The 15,962-nt window shown below is 61.8% G+C and carries 14 protein-coding genes; 8 read left to right on the forward strand and 6 right to left on the reverse strand.

Annotation, left to right across the window (positions count from 1 at the left end):
- Nucleotides 1–378 precede the first annotated feature (378 nt).
- The gene (locus tag AB4N80_RS20870; protein ID WP_460078584.1) at nt 379–588 is read left to right on the forward strand and encodes a hypothetical protein; all 210 of its coding nucleotides are present in this window, start codon (nt 379–381) and stop codon (nt 586–588) included.
- 6 nt (nt 589–594) lie between these two features.
- On the opposite strand, the gene AB4N80_RS20875 is transcribed toward AB4N80_RS20870, so the two are convergent.
- Nucleotides 595–1,053: a metallophosphoesterase family protein gene (locus AB4N80_RS20875; RefSeq protein WP_354339611.1), complete on the reverse strand. Its 459-nt coding sequence runs from the start codon at nt 1,051–1,053 to the stop codon at nt 595–597.
- A gap of 127 nt (nt 1,054–1,180) precedes the next feature.
- Between AB4N80_RS20875 and AB4N80_RS20880 the strand changes: the two genes are divergently transcribed.
- The 3 genes from AB4N80_RS20880 (at nt 1,181) to AB4N80_RS20890 (ending at nt 7,760) form a co-directional block, all read left to right on the forward strand.
- The gene (locus AB4N80_RS20880; protein WP_122569477.1) at nt 1,181–2,749 is read left to right on the forward strand and encodes a sensor domain-containing diguanylate cyclase; all 1,569 of its coding nucleotides are present in this window, start codon (nt 1,181–1,183) and stop codon (nt 2,747–2,749) included.
- A gap of 119 nt (nt 2,750–2,868) precedes the next feature.
- Complete coding sequence (locus tag AB4N80_RS20885) at nt 2,869–4,869, forward strand: peptidase U32 family protein (protein ID WP_122569478.1); 2,001 nt, start codon at nt 2,869–2,871, stop codon at nt 4,867–4,869.
- A 1,151-nt stretch (nt 4,870–6,020) separates the two neighbouring features.
- On the forward strand, nt 6,021–7,760 hold the full coding sequence (locus tag AB4N80_RS20890) for a dipeptidase (protein WP_460078588.1): 1,740 nt from the start codon (nt 6,021–6,023) through the stop codon (nt 7,758–7,760).
- Between the two features lie 159 nt (nt 7,761–7,919).
- Here the strand turns inward: AB4N80_RS20890 and AB4N80_RS20895 are convergent, their stop codons facing one another.
- Nucleotides 7,920–8,147 (reverse strand): DUF3079 domain-containing protein, encoded by a 228-nt coding sequence (locus tag AB4N80_RS20895; protein WP_122566513.1) that lies wholly within the window; start codon nt 8,145–8,147, stop codon nt 7,920–7,922.
- 204 nt (nt 8,148–8,351) lie between these two features.
- Between AB4N80_RS20895 and AB4N80_RS20900 the strand changes: the two genes are divergently transcribed.
- The 4 genes from AB4N80_RS20900 to AB4N80_RS20915 are packed head-to-tail and all read left to right on the forward strand — an operon-like array spanning nt 8,352 to nt 11,461.
- Entirely contained in the window at nt 8,352–8,882 is a 531-nt protein-coding gene (locus tag AB4N80_RS20900; RefSeq protein ID WP_460078591.1) for an iron transporter, read from the forward strand.
- A gap of 2 nt (nt 8,883–8,884) precedes the next feature.
- On the forward strand, nt 8,885–9,229 hold the full coding sequence (locus AB4N80_RS20905; protein WP_122566511.1) for a cupredoxin domain-containing protein: 345 nt from the start codon (nt 8,885–8,887) through the stop codon (nt 9,227–9,229).
- Between the two features lie 22 nt (nt 9,230–9,251).
- A complete protein-coding gene (locus AB4N80_RS20910; protein WP_460078594.1) occupies nt 9,252–10,106 on the forward strand; it encodes an FTR1 family iron permease in 855 nt (284 codons plus the stop codon).
- Nucleotides 10,094–11,461 carry a 4Fe-4S binding protein gene (locus AB4N80_RS20915; RefSeq protein WP_460078597.1) on the forward strand — a complete coding sequence of 456 codons (1,368 nt, stop codon included), beginning with the start codon at nt 10,094–10,096 and terminating at the stop codon, nt 11,459–11,461. Before AB4N80_RS20910 ends, AB4N80_RS20915 begins: the two co-directional genes overlap by 13 nt.
- Nucleotides 11,462–11,719: 258 nt before the next feature.
- On the opposite strand, the gene AB4N80_RS20920 is transcribed toward AB4N80_RS20915, so the two are convergent.
- The 4 genes from AB4N80_RS20920 to moaA form a co-directional block, all read right to left on the reverse strand.
- Complete coding sequence (locus tag AB4N80_RS20920) at nt 11,720–12,415, reverse strand: anaerobic ribonucleoside-triphosphate reductase activating protein (protein WP_122566507.1); 696 nt, start codon at nt 12,413–12,415, stop codon at nt 11,720–11,722.
- Nucleotides 12,412–12,573, reverse strand: a complete 162-nt coding sequence (nrdD, locus tag AB4N80_RS20925; protein ID WP_014339185.1) for an anaerobic ribonucleoside-triphosphate reductase — start codon at nt 12,571–12,573, stop codon at nt 12,412–12,414. Before nrdD ends, AB4N80_RS20920 begins: the two co-directional genes overlap by 4 nt.
- 31 nt (nt 12,574–12,604) lie before the next feature.
- Nucleotides 12,605–14,620: a ribonucleoside triphosphate reductase gene (locus AB4N80_RS20930; RefSeq protein ID WP_122566506.1), complete on the reverse strand. Its 2,016-nt coding sequence runs from the start codon at nt 14,618–14,620 to the stop codon at nt 12,605–12,607.
- A gap of 340 nt (nt 14,621–14,960) precedes the next feature.
- Nucleotides 14,961–15,953, reverse strand: a complete 993-nt coding sequence (gene moaA, locus AB4N80_RS20935) for a GTP 3',8-cyclase MoaA (RefSeq protein WP_305470843.1) — start codon at nt 15,951–15,953, stop codon at nt 14,961–14,963.
- Nucleotides 15,954–15,962: the final 9 nt, after the last annotated feature.

The raw sequence follows: 15,962 nt of genomic DNA on the forward strand, positions 1-15,962 counted from the left end.
TTGCTCGCGAATGCGGATTGTCAGCCAACAATGATGTCGAATCTGATACCGCCATCGCGAGCAAGCTCGCTCCCACACTGTTGCCGGTTGGCCGCAATATCTACATCCACCATCAATCTCCGGTGGGAGCGGGCTTGCTCGCGAATGCGGATTGTCAGCCAACAATGATGTCGAATCTGATACCGCCATCGCGAGCAAGCTCGCTCCCACACTGTTGCCGGTCGGCCGCAATATCTACATCCACCATCAATCCCCTGTGGGAGCGAGCTTGCTCGCGATAGCGGTGGCTCAGAATGCATCAAACAGTCAGGGCTTTCCGGCACGTCGATCTGAAGCGGCACCACCCGCCTCGGCGCCGGGCCTGGCTGTGTGACGCTCGTGGCCTCGACCAGTGCTGCGATCGCCTGTTCGGCCATGGTCACCACGGGATGGGACAGCACCGCCTGGACCAGCCCCGTCTTCCGTGTCAAAGGAGTCAGGTCGTGGCACACCACTGCGTGCGTGTTCGGCTGGGAGGAACGGGCCGATGAATCCGGGCGTTTCATGCGCAAGGAAATCCAGGCCTACGTCGACAAGTACTTCAGGTAAACGGATTCATTCCAATAACCGGACTAGCCGCGGCTCGATCGCCTGTTCACTCACCTCAAGCAGCGCCAGCGTCACCGGCAGCTTGAACCGCCGCCGGCCGGCGCTGCCAGGGTTGAGGTAGAGCCGCTCGCCCCGCCATTCGATCAGTGGTTTATGGGAATGGCCGGTGATCACCAGTCTCACGCCGGGTTCGAGTGGCGCCGGCACATCCGCGATGTCATGGACCAGCAGTACCGGCCACCCCCCCAGGTCGAATTGCAGGCAATCGGCAAGGTGCCCTGCCCACTCGGCCTCCAGATCGTTGTTCCCGCGCACCACGTGCAGCTCGCCGATGGAAGCCAGGGCGTCGAGGATGTCCGGGCTGCCGATATCACCGGCATGAATGATCCGCTCACAGCCTTGCAGCGCGTTAAGCGCTTCGGGGCGCAGCAGGCCGTGGGTATCGGAAATGACGCCAACTTTCATGAAACCTTTCTCCCCAATCCTGTGCCGCCGCTTATACCTGCCTCGTCGCAGTTAGCTAACATGCTGAATTCGAATAGGATAGGCTGCGTCGTGAAAGGTGCAGACCCATCGTGGAAAGGATATGTCAATGCTCGGACGCAAGCAGCCAGAGCCCAAGATCGAAAGCCCCAATGAAGCCTTTTCCCAGCAGGCTGTGCGGGCCGGAGCTGCATTTCGGTTGACCGTGAGTTTCATGCTCGTGGTCGTCATCGCCTTCCTGGCCGTCGAAGGCTGGCGGACCTGGCGCGACTACCGCGCCGCGTTTGCGTCTGCCCGGGATTCGGTGACGAACCTGGCACGGGCGACCGCCCAGCACGCCGAAGATACGATTCGACAAGTGGATGTGGTTACCGCCGCCCTCGCCGAACGCGTGGAGGGCGACGGCCTGCAGAACATGGACGTTCCGCGCATCCATAAGCTATTGGTGCAGCAAGCCGCCATCATGCCGCAACTGCATGGGCTGTTTATCTACGGCCCGGACGGTCAATGGCTGGTGACGGACAAGGAAGTGATCCCGGAAATGGCGAACAACGCCGACCGCGACTACTTCCAATACCACCGCACCCACGAGGATCAAGGGGTGCGCATCGGCGACGTCGTCAAGAGCCGTTCCACCAACGACCTGATCATTCCCATTTCCCGCCGCTTGAACAACCCCGATGGCTCGTTTGCCGGCGTATTGCTGGGGACCGTGAAGGTCAGCTATTTCGTCGACTACTACGGCGACTTCAAAATCGATGGCAAAGGCGCGCTGGTCCTGGCCAAGCGCAGCGGAACGATCCTGGTCCGACGTCCTTTCGTCGCGTCGGTGATTGGCAAGAGCCTCGTCAACAGCGTGATCTTCCGGGAACATTTACCCACCTCCAATCAAGGGGTTGCCGAAGCCAGGGCCGTCGTCGATGACACCGAGCGCCTGTACGGCTACCGGGCCTTGACCACGTATCCGCTGGTGGTGGAAGCCGGCTTGTCCCGCGAATCGATCATCGCACCCTGGCGCCGCGACCTGTTCAAGACCGGTCTGGTGCTGATTTTCCTGATCGCGATACTGGTGGGCTTCGGGCTCATCGTGTTGAGCCAGCTGCGCTACCGCATGACCATGGAGAAACAGATTCGCAGCGCCCACCAGGCCATGCGCGACATGGCGCTGACCGATAGCCTGACCGGGCTGGGCAACCGCAGGCGCCTGGACATCGCCTTGGCCGATGAAATCCGACTGGCAAGGCGCCAGGGTTCCTCCCTGGCCCTGATCATGCTCGACGTCGATTACTTCAAGCGTTTCAACGACAGGTACGGCCATGCCGCCGGCGACGATTGCCTGCGGGCGATTGCCGCCGCGCTCAGGCAGACCATCAAAAGGCCGGGTGACCTGGCGGTCCGCTATGGCGGTGAAGAATTCACCGTGTTGCTGCCCAACACCGACAGCGCCGGGGCCGCCAAGGTCGCGCAGCAAATCCTCGAAGCCGTCAGGGCCTTGAACATCGAACATGGCGACCATCCCTTGGGCATCGTGACCATCAGCGCGGGCGTCACCACCTGCCTGCCGAGCGGCGAAGACGTCACCCCGGCCATGTTGATCAGGGCCGCCGATGCCTTCTTGTACCTGGCCAAGAACACCGGGCGAAACCGTTGGTGCAGCGCCGGCTCGACGCCGGAGTGAACCCGAAGGGGAGCACCGCGCATCGGTCCGGATCGTGCAAACCCAAGTCCACAGGTGCCTGTAAGGCTCCTGCCGGCTACAATGCGCGCTTCGACCGTGACCAGCCTGACTAAAAACAAATGTCCTTGCCCAAACATCATCTGGAATTGCTCAGCCCCGCCCGCGACGTGACCATCGCCCGCGAGGCCATTCTGCATGGCGCCGACGCCGTGTACATCGGTGGCCCGAGTTTCGGCGCGCGTCACAACGCCTGCAACGAGGTGGGCGATATTGCCCGGCTGGTGGAGTTCGCCCACCGCTACCACGCCCGGGTGTTCACGACCATCAACACCATCCTGCACGACAATGAACTGGAGCCGGCCCGCCAGCTGATCCACCAGTTGTACGATGCCGGTGTCGACGCGTTGATCGTCCAGGACCTGGGGGTGATGGAGCTGGATATCCCGCCTATCGAGCTGCACGCCAGCACCCAGACCGACATCCGCACCCTGGCCCGGGCCAAGTTCCTCGACCAGGCCGGTTTCTCGCAACTGGTCCTGGCCCGTGAGCTGAACCTGCAGGAAATCCGTGCCATCGCCGACGAGACCGATGCGGCCATCGAGTTCTTCATCCACGGTGCGCTGTGCGTGGCCTTTTCCGGCCAGTGCAACATCTCCCACGCCCAGAACGGCCGCAGCGCCAACCGTGGCGACTGCTCCCAGGCCTGTCGCCTACCCTACACCCTCAAGGATGACCAGGGCCGGGTAGTCGCCTATGAAAAACACCTGCTGTCGATGAAAGACAACAACCAGAGCGCCAACATCCGCGCCCTGGTCGAAGCCGGCGTGCGCTCGTTCAAGATCGAAGGGCGCTACAAGGACATGGGCTATGTGAAGAACATCACCGCCTATTACCGCCAGCGCCTGGACGATGTCCTCGAAGACCGCCCGGACCTGGCCCGCGCGTCCAGCGGCCGTACCGCCCACTTCTTCGTCCCCGACCCGGACAAGACCTTCCACCGTGGCAGCACCGACTATTTCGTCAGCGAGCGCAAGATCGACATCGGCGCCTTCGATTCGCCAACCTTTACCGGCGTGCCGGTGGGCGTGGTGGAAAAGGTCGGCAAGCGCGACTTGCAAGTGGTGACCTTCGATCCGTTGTCCAACGGCGACGGGCTCAACGTGCTGGTCAAGCGCGAAGTCGTCGGTTTCCGCGCCAACATCGCCGAGCCCAAGGGTGAATTCGAAGAGGACGGCCAGAAGCGCTACCGCTACCGCGTCGAGCCCAACGAGATGCCGGCCGGGATGTACCAATTGCGCCCCAACCATCCGCTGAGCCGCAACCTGGACCACAACTGGCAGCAAGCGTTGCTCAAGACCTCCTCCGAGCGCCGGGTCGGCCTGGCCTGGGTTGCGCGCCTGGGCGAAGAACGCCTGGAACTGACCGCCACCAGCGAGGAAGGCATCAGCGCCAGCGTCGCCCTGGACGGGCCATTCGGCCTGGCGAACAAGCCGGAACAGGCCTTGGAGCAACTGCATGACCTGCTCGGTCAACTGGGCACCACCGAGTACCACGCCACCGCCATCGAGCTGGATGCGCCCCAGGCGTTCTTCATCCCCAACTCGCAGCTCAAGGCGTTGCGCCGCGAAGCCATCGAAGCCCTGACCGCCGCCCGCATCAAAGCCCACCCGCGCGGTGGCCGCAAGGCCGAGACCAGCCCGCCGCCGGTGTACCCGGAGTCGCACCTGTCGTTCCTGGCCAACGTCTACAACCAGAAGGCCCGGGATTTCTATCATCGCCACGGGGTCAAGCTGATCGATGCGGCGTTCGAGGCCCACGAGGAAACCGGTGAAGTGCCGGTGATGATCACCAAGCACTGCCTTCGTTTCTCGTTCAACCTCTGCCCCAAGCAGGCCAAGGGCGTCACCGGCGTGCGCACCAAGGTCGCGCCGATGCAGTTGATACACGGCGATGAAGTGCTGACGCTGAAGTTCGACTGCAAACCCTGCGAGATGCATGTGGTGGGCAAGATCAAGGGGCACATCCTTGACCTGCCATTGCCCGGCAGCACGGCGCAACCCGTGGTCGGCTACATCAGCCCTGAAGACCTGCTCAAGACGATTCCCCGCGCACCGCATTAAACCCATACCCACCGCCCCTGTGGCAGTGGGTTCTTACAAAACTGGCACCCGCCACGGATCCCCTGTGGGAGCGAGCTTGCTCGCGATGGCGGCGGCACATCCAGCATCAACGCAAGCTGACCCACCGCTATCGCGAGCAAGCTCGCTCCCACATTGGATCTGTGGTGGACTGAGGATTTGTGAACACCCCAAAAAACCTGTGGGAGCCGAGCTTGCTCGCGATGGCGTCAGCAGCATCAGCATCAATGCAAACTGACCCACCGCTATCGCGAGCAAGCTCGCTCCCACATTGGATCTGTGGTGGGCTGAGGATTTGTGAACATCCCAAAAAACCTGTGGGAGCCGAACTTGCTCGCGATGGCGGCGGCACATCCAGCATCAATGCAAGCTGACCCACCGCTATCGCGAGCAAGCTCGCTCCCACATTGGATCCGTGGTGGACTGAGGATTTGTGAACACCCCAAAAAACCTGTGGGAGCCGAGCTTGCTCGCGATGGCGTCAGCAGCATCAGCATCAATGCAAACTGACCCACCGCTATCGCGAGCAAGCTCGCTCCCACATTGGATCCGTGGTGGACTGAGGATTTGTGAACACCCCAAAAAACCTGTGGGAGCCGAGCTTGCTCGCGATGGCGTCAGCAGCATCAGCATCAGCATCAATGCAAGCTGACCCACCGCTTTCGCGAGCAAGCTCGCTCCCACATTGGATCTGTGGTGGACTGAGGATTTGTGAACACCCCAAAAAACCTGTGGGAGCCGAGCTTGCTCGCGATGGCGTCAGCAGCATCAGCATCAATGCAAACTGACCCACCGCTATCGCGAGCAAGCCCGCTCCCACATTGGATCTGTGGTGGACTGAGGATTTGTGAACACCCCAAAAAACCTGTGGGAGCCGAGCTTGCTCGCGATGGCGTCAGCAGCATCAGCATCAGCATCAGCATCAATGCAAGCTGACCCACCGCTTTCGCGAGCAAGCTCCCCACACTGAGTGTCGGGTGGTTGGAATGGATTTTTCATTTCTGCGCCGTTTTCGCTTTCCCGGGCGACAAATCCTGTTCAAAGGGCTCCCCCGCCGCGTGTTCATGGTGCTAGGTTGTAAGTGATTGTTTCATCAAACGATACTTCTCTCCTGCAAAGGAATGCCTGCCACCATGAACTGCCCGTTCAAGCGTCTTGCCGTTGCCACCCTCATACTGTCCAGCCTGTCGTCATTCGCGATGTCGGCCAACGCCAACATCACCGCTCAACAAAGCACGGCCATCGTCAAAACCTTCGCCGATACATCAGTCACCGATTTCAGGCAATTCCTCGCCGAAGTAGCCAAAAGCGACCTCGCCAAAACCGCCAACCTCGGCCCGACCATCAGCGCCTTCCAGGCCAACAAAACCCTGTCGACCGAACAGCAGAACGAAATCCATCGCCTGCTGGGCCTCTACGCCCGAGTGAAATACGGCAAAGCTGCCACCGAGACGCTGAAGGAACTGGTCGCCATCCCGACCTTTCGCAAGGACGGTGTCGCCCAACACGAGAACCCCGAGTTCCTCAAGATCGCCGACAAAATCAAAAGCCTGGCCGAGGCGTTCAACCTGAACTTCCGCAACATCGACAACCGCGTCTATGAGATTTCACTCGAAGGCAGCGGTGACGAAGTCGTCGGTATCCACGCCCATGCCGACGTGGTGCCGGTCACGCCGGAAAACTGGGTGTTGAAAGACGGCACCCGTCTCGATCCGTTCAAGGTCACCCTGGTGGGCGACCGCATGTATGGCCGGGGCACCGAGGACGACAAGAACGGCATCGTCGTGGCGCTCTACGCCATGAAGATCATCAAGGAAGAGAAGCTGCCGCTGGCGCGCAACTTCAAGCTGCTGGTCGACACCACCGAGGAAACCACCGGCGACGCCATTCCCTATTATTTCGAACGCAACCCGACGCCCAACTACAACTTGGCACTGGATGGCGGCTACCCCGTGGTGATTGCCGAGAAAGGCTACGGCACGGTCATGGCCAATTTCCCTCGCCGCGCGGCACAGGGCAAGGGCGCGCAAATCACCGCATTGACCGGCGGCCTGGCGACCAATCAGATTCCGTCGACGTCCGTGGCCACCTTCGCCAGCGACAAGCCCGCCGAGCTGGCCGCCGACCTGCTCAAGGCCGCTACCGACTATGCCAAGCGCAACGGCGGCAATTTCGAAGTGGGCTCCCAGGTCGTCGGCAAAGACGTGCAACTGACCTTCACCGGCGTTTCCGCCCACTCCTCCGAGCCCGAGTCAGGCGTCAACCCGGTGGCACGGATGCTGGACTTCATCAATGGCCTGGACGGCAAGGTTGCGCTCAAACACAACCACATCACCGACGCCGCCCGTTACGCCGCCAACAATTGGGGCTTGGATTACCTGGGCAAAAAATTAGGCATCGGCTTTTCCGATGCGTTCATGGGGCCGCTGACCGCCTCGCTGACCTACGTCGGGATGGATGACAAGACGTTCAAGCTGGCGGTCAACCTGCGGGTACCGGTCGGCAAGACCACAGAAGCCCTCAAGACTGAGATTGCCGACAAGCTGGCCGTCTGGAGCAAGCAATCCCAGGTCGCGGTGGCCTTCGACTACTCCATCGACGCGCCGATGTACCGCAACCCTGAGGGTGAATGGGTCAAGGCACTGCTAGCCGTCGCCACTGAAAATCTCGGCATGGAACACAAATACGGCACCTCCGCCGGCGCCACATCGGTCCATGACCTGCCCAACGGCGTGCAATTCGGCCTGGCGATGCCCGACGTCAAATACACCGGCCACAACGACAACGAGTTCAAGACCGTAGAGCAATTCCTTTTGGACCTGCAGATCGTGACCGAGATGATGGGACGGATCGGGCAGTTGCCGAAGCTCTGATCGGCCTGCACGGGACAGCTATCAAGACCTGTTGGTTTTCATTGTGGCGAGGGAGCTTGCTCCCGCTCGGTTGCGCAGCGACCGCAAGTTTTTTGGGACTGCTGCGCAGTCCAGCGGGAGCAAGCTCCCTCGCCACAGGTTTACCCTTATTCCTTCACCTTATTCCTTCAGGTGAGTGGCGCTGGGGTCAATGACCTTGGCGGTAATGTCGACCAACTCCAGCCCCCAATCCCCATGCAGGTACCAATCGTCCCCGATCATCTCGGCCGGGTGCATCGTTCGATCGGCACCGTTGCCGCAGGCCAGCGCACTGGTCGGACAGTAACGATCACATCCCCAGCAGATGCGCTCGGGATGCTTGGGACTGATGGGAAAAGGCTTTGCCATGACGACCCCGTATGACCGATGGGTGTACCCATACCCTACCCCGCTGGGCCGCTGCCGCCCTTGATCCTGATCAAGAACAGCCGCGCAGGAACGATCCCACGTTCGTTGATCAAAAATTCGCGCTGAAAATTGACAAGAATCATTATTATTCGCAGCGAAGCTTCCTAGACTCGGCGCCATCAATTAGCCAACCAGGAAGTCATCATGCGCACCCTTGCTCCGTTGTCCCTCGCCTTGCTGTTGCTCCCACCGCTGGCCCAGGCCAAGGAATACCCCATCGGCGAACCGCAACTGTGCCCGGGGCTGGAAGTCGGCGCGGTGTACTTGCAACCGATCGAAATGGCCCCCGCTGGGATGATGCGCGCCACGGCGGATTCGGATGTGCACCTGGAAGCGGATATCCGCGCCACGGCGGACAACGAGCAAGGCTTTCAGGAAGGCAGTTTCGTGCCCTATCTCAACGTGTCGTTCCAGCTGAAGAAACAAGGCAACGACACCACGCTCAAAGGCGACTTCCACGCCATGGTTGCCAATGACGGGCCGCACTACGGCGACAACGTCAAGCTGCTCGGCCCGGGCAAATACCAATTGACCTTCACCGTCCTGCCACCGGGTGGCCACGCGTCCCTGGGTCGTCATACCGACAAGGAAACCGGCGTGGCCCCATGGTTCGAGCGCTGCGAACTGCATTATGAATTCGTCTACGCCGGGATCGGTAAAAAAGGCGGGTACTGAACATGAGCCGCCGATCCTGGCCGTCATGCCTGGCCTGGCTGACGCGGGCCGCTCTGCTGCTACCGTCAATCGCCCTGGCCGAACTGCCCACCTATGAATTGAGCATGCGCGACGGGTATTTCACGCCGTCGCAGCTGGAAGTACCCGCCGGGCAACGGTTCAAGATCGTGCTGAAGAATGTCGGCCAGGGCCCGGCGGAGTTCGAAAGCACGCCATTGCGCGTAGAGAAGGTGCTCTCGCCCGGCGTCACGACTTTCGTGGTCATCCATCCGCTGCGCCCCGGGCACTATCCGTTTTTCGATGAATTCAACCCGCAACTGCCCGAGGGCGGGATTCTCGCCCGGTGATCGGCCAGCAGGAGGCGTTTGCATGACTCAATCGATGTTTATTGTCTGGCGCGAAAGCGTCGAAGCGTTGTTGGTGATCGGGATTCTTCAGGCCTGGGCCAGCCAGCAGCAACAGGCCAGCCAACTGCGGCGCTCTGTATGGGCCGGCGCGGCGTTGGGCCTGTTGTTGTCCGGCGTGCTGGCCGGCCTGATCCTACTCGCCGGCGAGGCCATGAGCGGTGCGGCCAATGAGTGGTTCCAGGCGTCGTTGGCACTGGTTGCCAGCCTGTTGATCGTGCAAATGGTCGGCTGGATGCACCGAAACGCGAGGACACTCAAGCATGACCTGACACGCCACGCCGACCAGCGCCTGAGCCGTCAGGGCGGCCTGGGGCTGTTGGTCTTGGCGTTGCTCGCCGTCAGCCGCGAAGGCAGTGAAACCGTGGTTTTCCTGTATGGCGCCGGGACACGCCTGCACGGGCCGCAACTGGGCTTGTTCGCCGTGGGCGCGCTGGCCGGGCTGGTGCTGTCGCTGCTGACCGTCTCCTTGCTGCACAGCAGTCGTCGGTTAATCTCGTGGCCGCGGTTCTTTGCTATCAGCGAAGCGATCCTGCTGCTGTTGGGCGCGGCGTTGCTGGTCAGTGCCATCGAGCGAGTCGGCGGGCAATTGCTGGCGATGGATTGGCCCGAGGCGGTGTATCGCGGCATTGGCGACGCGCTGTGGGACAGCAGCGCATTACTCGACGACGGCCATGGTTTCGGCGGGTTCCTGGCGGATTTCACCGGGTATCGGGCCAGCCCGAGTGCGATGACATTGCTGGTGTGGCTGGGCTATTGGGGGGTGGTCGCGGGTTGGTTGCGGCCACGCAAAGCGGAAACCCTGCCATGCCCGACCTGAACCCCTGGCTGCAACGCCTGGGCGACGGCATGCGCCGCCACGGCGCAACCATTCGTGCAGTGCAATGGGCGGTGGTGCTGTTCTACGCGGTGCTGTTGGTGGTGCCGGCAATGTTGCCATTACCGGACAGCCAGGCGCGGCTGTTGGATAGCCTGACGCTGCTGGCACAGTTCCTGTTCTGGGGAATCTGGTGGCCGTTCGTTTTGCTGTCGATCGTGTTGTTCGGTCGCCTCTGGTGTGGCGTGCTGTGCCCGGAAGGCGCCTTGAGCGAATGGGCCAGCCATTACGGCAAGGGCTTCGGGGTGCCACGCGGGTTGCGTTGGGCCGGCTGGCCGACCCTGGCGTTCTGTCTGACCACGGTCTACGGCCAGTTGATCAGCGTGTACGACTATGCCCAGGCGGCACTGCTGATCCTGGGCGGTTCCACCGTCGCCGCGGTGATCGTCGGCCTGTCGTTCGCCCGGGGCAAGCGGGTGTGGTGCCGTTACCTGTGCCCGGTCAGTGGTGTGTTTGCCCTGCTCGCCCGCTTGGCACCGGTGCACTTCCAGGTGGACGAACAACGCTGGCTGGAAAACCCTGCACCCCGGCGTCCTCCCCCCAATTGCGCGCCGCTGCTGGACATCCGTCGCCTGCGCGGCGCCGCCGATTGCCACGCCTGTGGTCGCTGCAGCGGCCAGCGCGACGCGGTACGGCTGATTGCCCGCTCCAGCAGCGCGGAAATCCTCCAAGCGACGGCCAACACGCTGTCGCCCTGGGACGTTCGCTTGCTGCTGTTCGGCGTCATCGGCCTGGCCATGGGAGCCTTTCAGTGGACCGTCAGCCCCTGGTTCATCGACCTCAAGCAGGGCCTGGCCCAATGGCTGGTGAGTCACGATTGGCTTTGGGCGCTACAGGACAACGCGCCCTGGTGGCTGTTGACCCACTACCCGCAACTCAATGACAGTTTCAGTTGGCTCGATGGTTTTTGCATCGTCGCGTATCTGGGCATGAGTGCTCTGCTGATGGGCACTTCGTTGATGCTATTGATGCGCCTGGCGGCATGGCTCTCGGACGATGCCACAGCCTATCGGCCCCTGGCCCTCACCCTGACGCCTCTTGGCGCTGCCGGGTTGTTCCTCGGCCTGTCGGCCACCACCGTCAAGCTGCTGCGCTATGAAGGGCTGCTGCTGGAATGGGTTTCACCGGTAAGGGCCGCGCTGCTGGTAGCTGCAATTGCCTGGAGCTTGTGGCTGGGCTGGAAACGCCTGCGGTCCACCGTGGCATCGCCGATCCGACGCTTGCCCGCCATGGCATGCCTGGTCCTGGCCAGCAGCCTGGTGGGGTATGGCTGGTGGTTGCAATTCTGGGGTTGGTGATCGAGGGATTGCGAGGGTCTACAAAGTCATGTCCACCACAGGGCCCCTGTGGGAGCGAACCTGCTCGCGATAGCGGTGGATCAGCCTGCATCCATGTTGAATGTACCGCCGTCATCGCGAGCAAGCTCGCTCCCACATTGGTTCCGGGGTGACTGCGAATTATGTATCCGCCACAACGCCCCCTGTGGGAGCGAGCTTGCTCGCGATGGCGGCGTGTCAGTCAGCACTTCTGCAAACTGACACACCGCTACCGGCCACTCAACTGCGCAACACAAACGAGGGGAACAGCTCGCGCAGGGCGGCCCATAACTCCGGCTGCAAGGCCTGCGCCGAGACGCTGGAAAGGTGGGGGTCGAGCATCCGGGCGGTGCGCACCAATTGCACGGCAAATCGGGTGACGCCGCGCTCGCTCAGGCGCCGGGCCAGGGTCAGCAGCCGTTCGGGGTCGAACAGGTGCCAGTGCACCGTCGTGCGACATTCATAATCCACGCCGCTGTCCAGCAGATGATCGAGGCTGCGCCAGTTTGCAGCGCCGCTGCCTTCGACCCGGGTTACATCGAGGGCATCTTCGGGCAAGGCCTTAATGTCGAACCCCACCCAGTCGGCAAGCCCGACCACTTTGGCGAAGGCCGCCGGCTTGATGCCGGCGCTGTGCAGGCCGATGCGAAAGCCCATCTGCCGCACCTCCTCCATGGCTGGCGCCAAGCCGTCCTGCAAGGTCGGCTCGCCGCCGCTGAACACCACGGCGTCGAGCAGATCCTGACGGCGTTGCAGAAACGCCAATACCCGGCACCAATCCACCTCCTCGCTGCCGCGTGGCGGAATCAGTTGCGGGTTATGGCAATAACGACAACGCCAGGCACACCCCTGGCAAAACAGCACACAGGCCAGTTGGCCCGGATAATCGAGGGTGGTCAGGGGCACCATGCCCCCGACCCGTAGCACTCGACTCATGGACGCCCGGCCGCGCGTTCGGTGAAGTGCACCCGCTCGCGGTGCTCGGACTGCTTGCCCGGGTTGAAGGCCGTCACCGGGCGGTGATAACCCATCACTCGGGTCCAGACTTCGCAACGTTGACGCTGTGCTTGTGGAAGGCTTTGCGATGCATTCATGGGTGAAGCTCCTTGCGGTCGATGAATCGGATCAGTGAACGCTGCCTGCCAACTGCTGTTGCAGCAGCAAGGCCTCGTCGCATTTGGGGCAAAACTCGTGTTCGCCGGCCAGATAGCCGTGCACCGGGCAGATGGAAAAGGTCGGCGTGATGGTCAGGTACGGCAGGCGGAAACGTCCCAGGGCCTTGCGCACCAGTTGCTTGCAGGCCTGTGTCGAGGAAATCTGCTCGGCCATGTACAGGTGCAACACGGTGCCGCCGGTGTATTTGCATTGCAGTTCGTCCTGCAGCTCCAGGGCTTCGAAAGGATCGTCGGTGAAGCCCACCGGCAGTTGCGACGAGTTGGTGTAGTACGGCGCAACCGGGCTGCCGGCCTGCAAGATATCCGGGTAGCGCTTGAGGTCTTCCTTGGCGAAGCGGTACGTGGTGCCTTCGGCGGGCGTGGCTTCGAGGTTGTAGAGGTGGCCGGTTTCTTCCTGGAAACGCAGCAGCGTGGCCCGCACGTGATCCAGCAGCTTCAGGGCAAATGCCCGGCCCTGCTCGGTGTGCAGGCCTTGCTGGTCGTCGGTGAAGTTGCGCAGCATTTCATGCAGGCCATTCACGCCGATGGTGGAGAAGTGATTGCGCAACGTGCCGAGGTAGCGCTTGGTGTAAGGGTACAAACCGGCATCCATGTGATGCTGGATGACCTTGCGCTTGACCTCCAGGCTTTCCTTCGCCAGTTCCATCAGGGTATCGATGCGTTGCAGTAACCCGCTGGTGTTGCCTTTGTACAGGTAGCCCAGGCGCGCGCAGTTGATCGTCACCACGCCCAGGGAACCGGTCTGTTCCGCCGAGCCGAACAAACCGCCACCGCGCTTGAGCAGCTCGCGCACGTCCAGCTGCAGGCGGCAGCACATCGACCGCACCTGGTTGGGTTGCATGTCCGAGTTGAGGAAGTTCTGGAAATACGGCAAGCCATAGCGGGCGGTCATTTCGAACAGCCGGTCGGCGTTCTCGCTGTCCCACGGGAAGTCATGGGTGATGTTGTAGGTCGGGATCGGGAAGGTGAAGACCCGGCCTTTCGCATCGCCGGCCTGCATCACCTCGATGTAGGCGCGGTTGATCAGCTCCATTTCCGCTTGCAGGTCACCGTAGGCGAACGGCATCTCCTCGCCACCGATCACCGGGATTTGTTCGCGCAGATCCTCTGGGCACACCCAGTCGAACGTGAGGTTGGTGAACGGGGTTTGCGTGCCCCAGCGCGACGGCACGTTGAGGTTGTAGATGAACTCCTGCAACGACTGGCGGACCTCGTCGTAGCTGAGCTGGTCCTTGCGCACATAGGGCGCCAGGTAGGTGTCGAACGAGCTGAACGCCTGGGCGCCGGCCCATTCGTTTTGCAGGGTGCCGAGGAAATTCACCATCTGCCCCAGGGCGCTGCTCAGGTGCTTGGGCGGCCCGGCCTCGACCCGCCCGGGCACGCCGTTGAGGCCTTCGTGCAACAGGGTGCGCAAGGACCAGCCGGCACAGTAGCCGGCGAGCATGTCCAGGTCGTGGATATGCAGGTCCGCTTCGCGGTGCGCCTCGCCAATGGCCTGGCTGTAGACTTCGTCGAGCCAATAATTGGCGGTGACCTTGCCCGACACGTTGAGGATCAGCCCGCCGAGGGAATACCCCTGGTTGGCGTTGGCCTGTACACGCCAGTCTTCGCGGTCGAGGTATTCGTTCATCGAGGTGGCGACTTCCACCAGCGTACGGCGATCCCGACGCAGGCGTCCGTGTTGCTCGCGATAGACGATGTAGGCGCGCATGGAGAGAAAGAAACCGGCGTCCATCAGCACCCGCTCGACGCGGTCCTGGATCTGCTCGACGTTCAAGCGCGTCTGCCCTTCCAACCGCGCCAATACCGCCTCAAGCAACCCCTCGGCCTCGGCTTCGGCATATTCGCCAGTGGCCTTGCCGGCGGCGATCAGCGCCTGGCGGATCTTGTCCGCATCAAAGGCGACCACACTGCCATCGCGCTTGTGCAAGCGGTTACACCCTACTGAGATCAACGTGCTCTGCATTTTGGCTCCAGACACTACATATAGGCTTTTAATAATCTTAAGACACAATATGCAGTGGAGAGTACGGGCAAAAGCCAGGGTTGCAATTGATCGGCATCAAGAATCGGCAGCGACTATTCGTCAGGCTGAAAGGTCATTTGGCAGCCCCCTGCCCCCCTGTGGGAGTAGGCCTGTGGGAGCAAAGCTTGCTCGCGATGAACGATGACACGGTCTTGCAGTTGAACCGTGTCGCCTGCATCGCGGGCAAGCCTTGCTCCCACAGGCCCGCTCCCACAGAGGTTACGGCGTGACTGTGAGATTTGTATCCACAACAAATCCCCTTGTGGGACCTGAGCAGTGCTCACCCACCGCTCATGTTCATGAACCGCACAATCTGCACCTCCCCGCCGGGGTTAAAGTCGTGGCGCAAGGGTTTGCCGCGCAGCGCCTGCCGCACCGCCTGGATCACCGGTTGATCGTCCAGCGGGTAACGCCGTAGCAAGCCACGCAGGTCGAGGGAGTCTTCTTGTCCCAGGCACAGCAGCAAGCGCCCTTCGACGGTCATGCGCACGCGGTTGCAACTGGCGCAGAAGTTGTGGGTGTTAGGGGAAATGAAACCGATCCGGGTATCCGGATGCTGCTCCAGACGCACATAACGCGCCGGCCCGCCGCTGTTTTCAGTGCTGTCGAGCAGCCGGTGATGGTGAGCGATCTCGGCCCGCACCTCATCGCTGGAACAGAACGACTCGCCCCGGGAACGACCCACATCCCCCAACGGCATTTCCTCAATGAAGCTGATATCGATGTGTTGGTCGATGGCGTACTGCACCAGCGCCGGGACTTCATCGAAGTTTCGGCCCTTCATGACCACGCAGTTGAGCTTGATCCGCTCGAACCCGGCGACCTTCGCCGCTTCAATCCCTGCCAACACTTGATCGAGGTTGCCGTTACGGGTGATCGCCCGAAAACGTTCGCCGTCCAGGCTGTCGAGGCTGATGTTCATGCGCTTGACCCCGGCCTCGACCAGCGGCTGGGCCAATCGCCCCAGCTGCGAGCCGTTGCTGGTCATCACCAGTTCCCGCAGGCCGGGCAATGCCGCTATCTCGCGACACAGCCCGACGATGCCCGGACGGATCAGCGGCTCGCCGCCGGTCAGGCGGATTTTCTTCACCCCCAGGCCGACGAACAGCCGCGCCAGGCGCTGCAACTCCTCCAGGGTCAACACCTGCTGGCGCGGCAGGAACGTCATGTTTTTCGCCATGCAATACACACAACGAAAATCACAACGATCGGTCACCGACATCCGCAAATAATCGATCTGGCGCCCAAACCCGTCCTGCAACACCGCGTTCATGAAGATCTC

The organism is Pseudomonas sp. H3_A02 (genome assembly GCF_054671965.1).

Excerpts from the sequence above, each read along its gene's own strand:
- AB4N80_RS20875 (WP_354339611.1), bottom strand. The coding sequence starts at position 1,053 with ATGAAAGTTGGCGTCATTTCCGATACCCACGGCCTGCTGCGCCCCGAA.
- AB4N80_RS20880 (WP_122569477.1), top strand. The coding sequence starts at position 1,181 with ATGCTCGGACGCAAGCAGCCAGAGCCCAAGATCGAAAGCCCCAATGAA.
- AB4N80_RS20885 (WP_122569478.1), top strand. The coding sequence starts at position 2,869 with ATGTCCTTGCCCAAACATCATCTGGAATTGCTCAGCCCCGCCCGCGAC.
- AB4N80_RS20890 (WP_460078588.1), top strand. The coding sequence starts at position 6,021 with ATGAACTGCCCGTTCAAGCGTCTTGCCGTTGCCACCCTCATACTGTCC.
- AB4N80_RS20895 (WP_122566513.1), bottom strand. The coding sequence starts at position 8,147 with ATGGCAAAGCCTTTTCCCATCAGTCCCAAGCATCCCGAGCGCATCTGC.
- AB4N80_RS20900 (WP_460078591.1), top strand. The coding sequence starts at position 8,352 with ATGCGCACCCTTGCTCCGTTGTCCCTCGCCTTGCTGTTGCTCCCACCG.
- AB4N80_RS20905 (WP_122566511.1), top strand. The coding sequence starts at position 8,885 with ATGAGCCGCCGATCCTGGCCGTCATGCCTGGCCTGGCTGACGCGGGCC.
- AB4N80_RS20910 (WP_460078594.1), top strand. The coding sequence starts at position 9,252 with ATGACTCAATCGATGTTTATTGTCTGGCGCGAAAGCGTCGAAGCGTTG.
- AB4N80_RS20915 (WP_460078597.1), top strand. The coding sequence starts at position 10,094 with ATGCCCGACCTGAACCCCTGGCTGCAACGCCTGGGCGACGGCATGCGC.
- AB4N80_RS20920 (WP_122566507.1), bottom strand. The coding sequence starts at position 12,415 with ATGAGTCGAGTGCTACGGGTCGGGGGCATGGTGCCCCTGACCACCCTC.
- nrdD (WP_014339185.1), bottom strand. The coding sequence starts at position 12,573 with ATGAATGCATCGCAAAGCCTTCCACAAGCACAGCGTCAACGTTGCGAA.
- AB4N80_RS20930 (WP_122566506.1), bottom strand. The coding sequence starts at position 14,620 with ATGCAGAGCACGTTGATCTCAGTAGGGTGTAACCGCTTGCACAAGCGC.
- moaA (WP_305470843.1), bottom strand. The coding sequence starts at position 15,953 with ATGAACGCGGTGTTGCAGGACGGGTTTGGGCGCCAGATCGATTATTTG.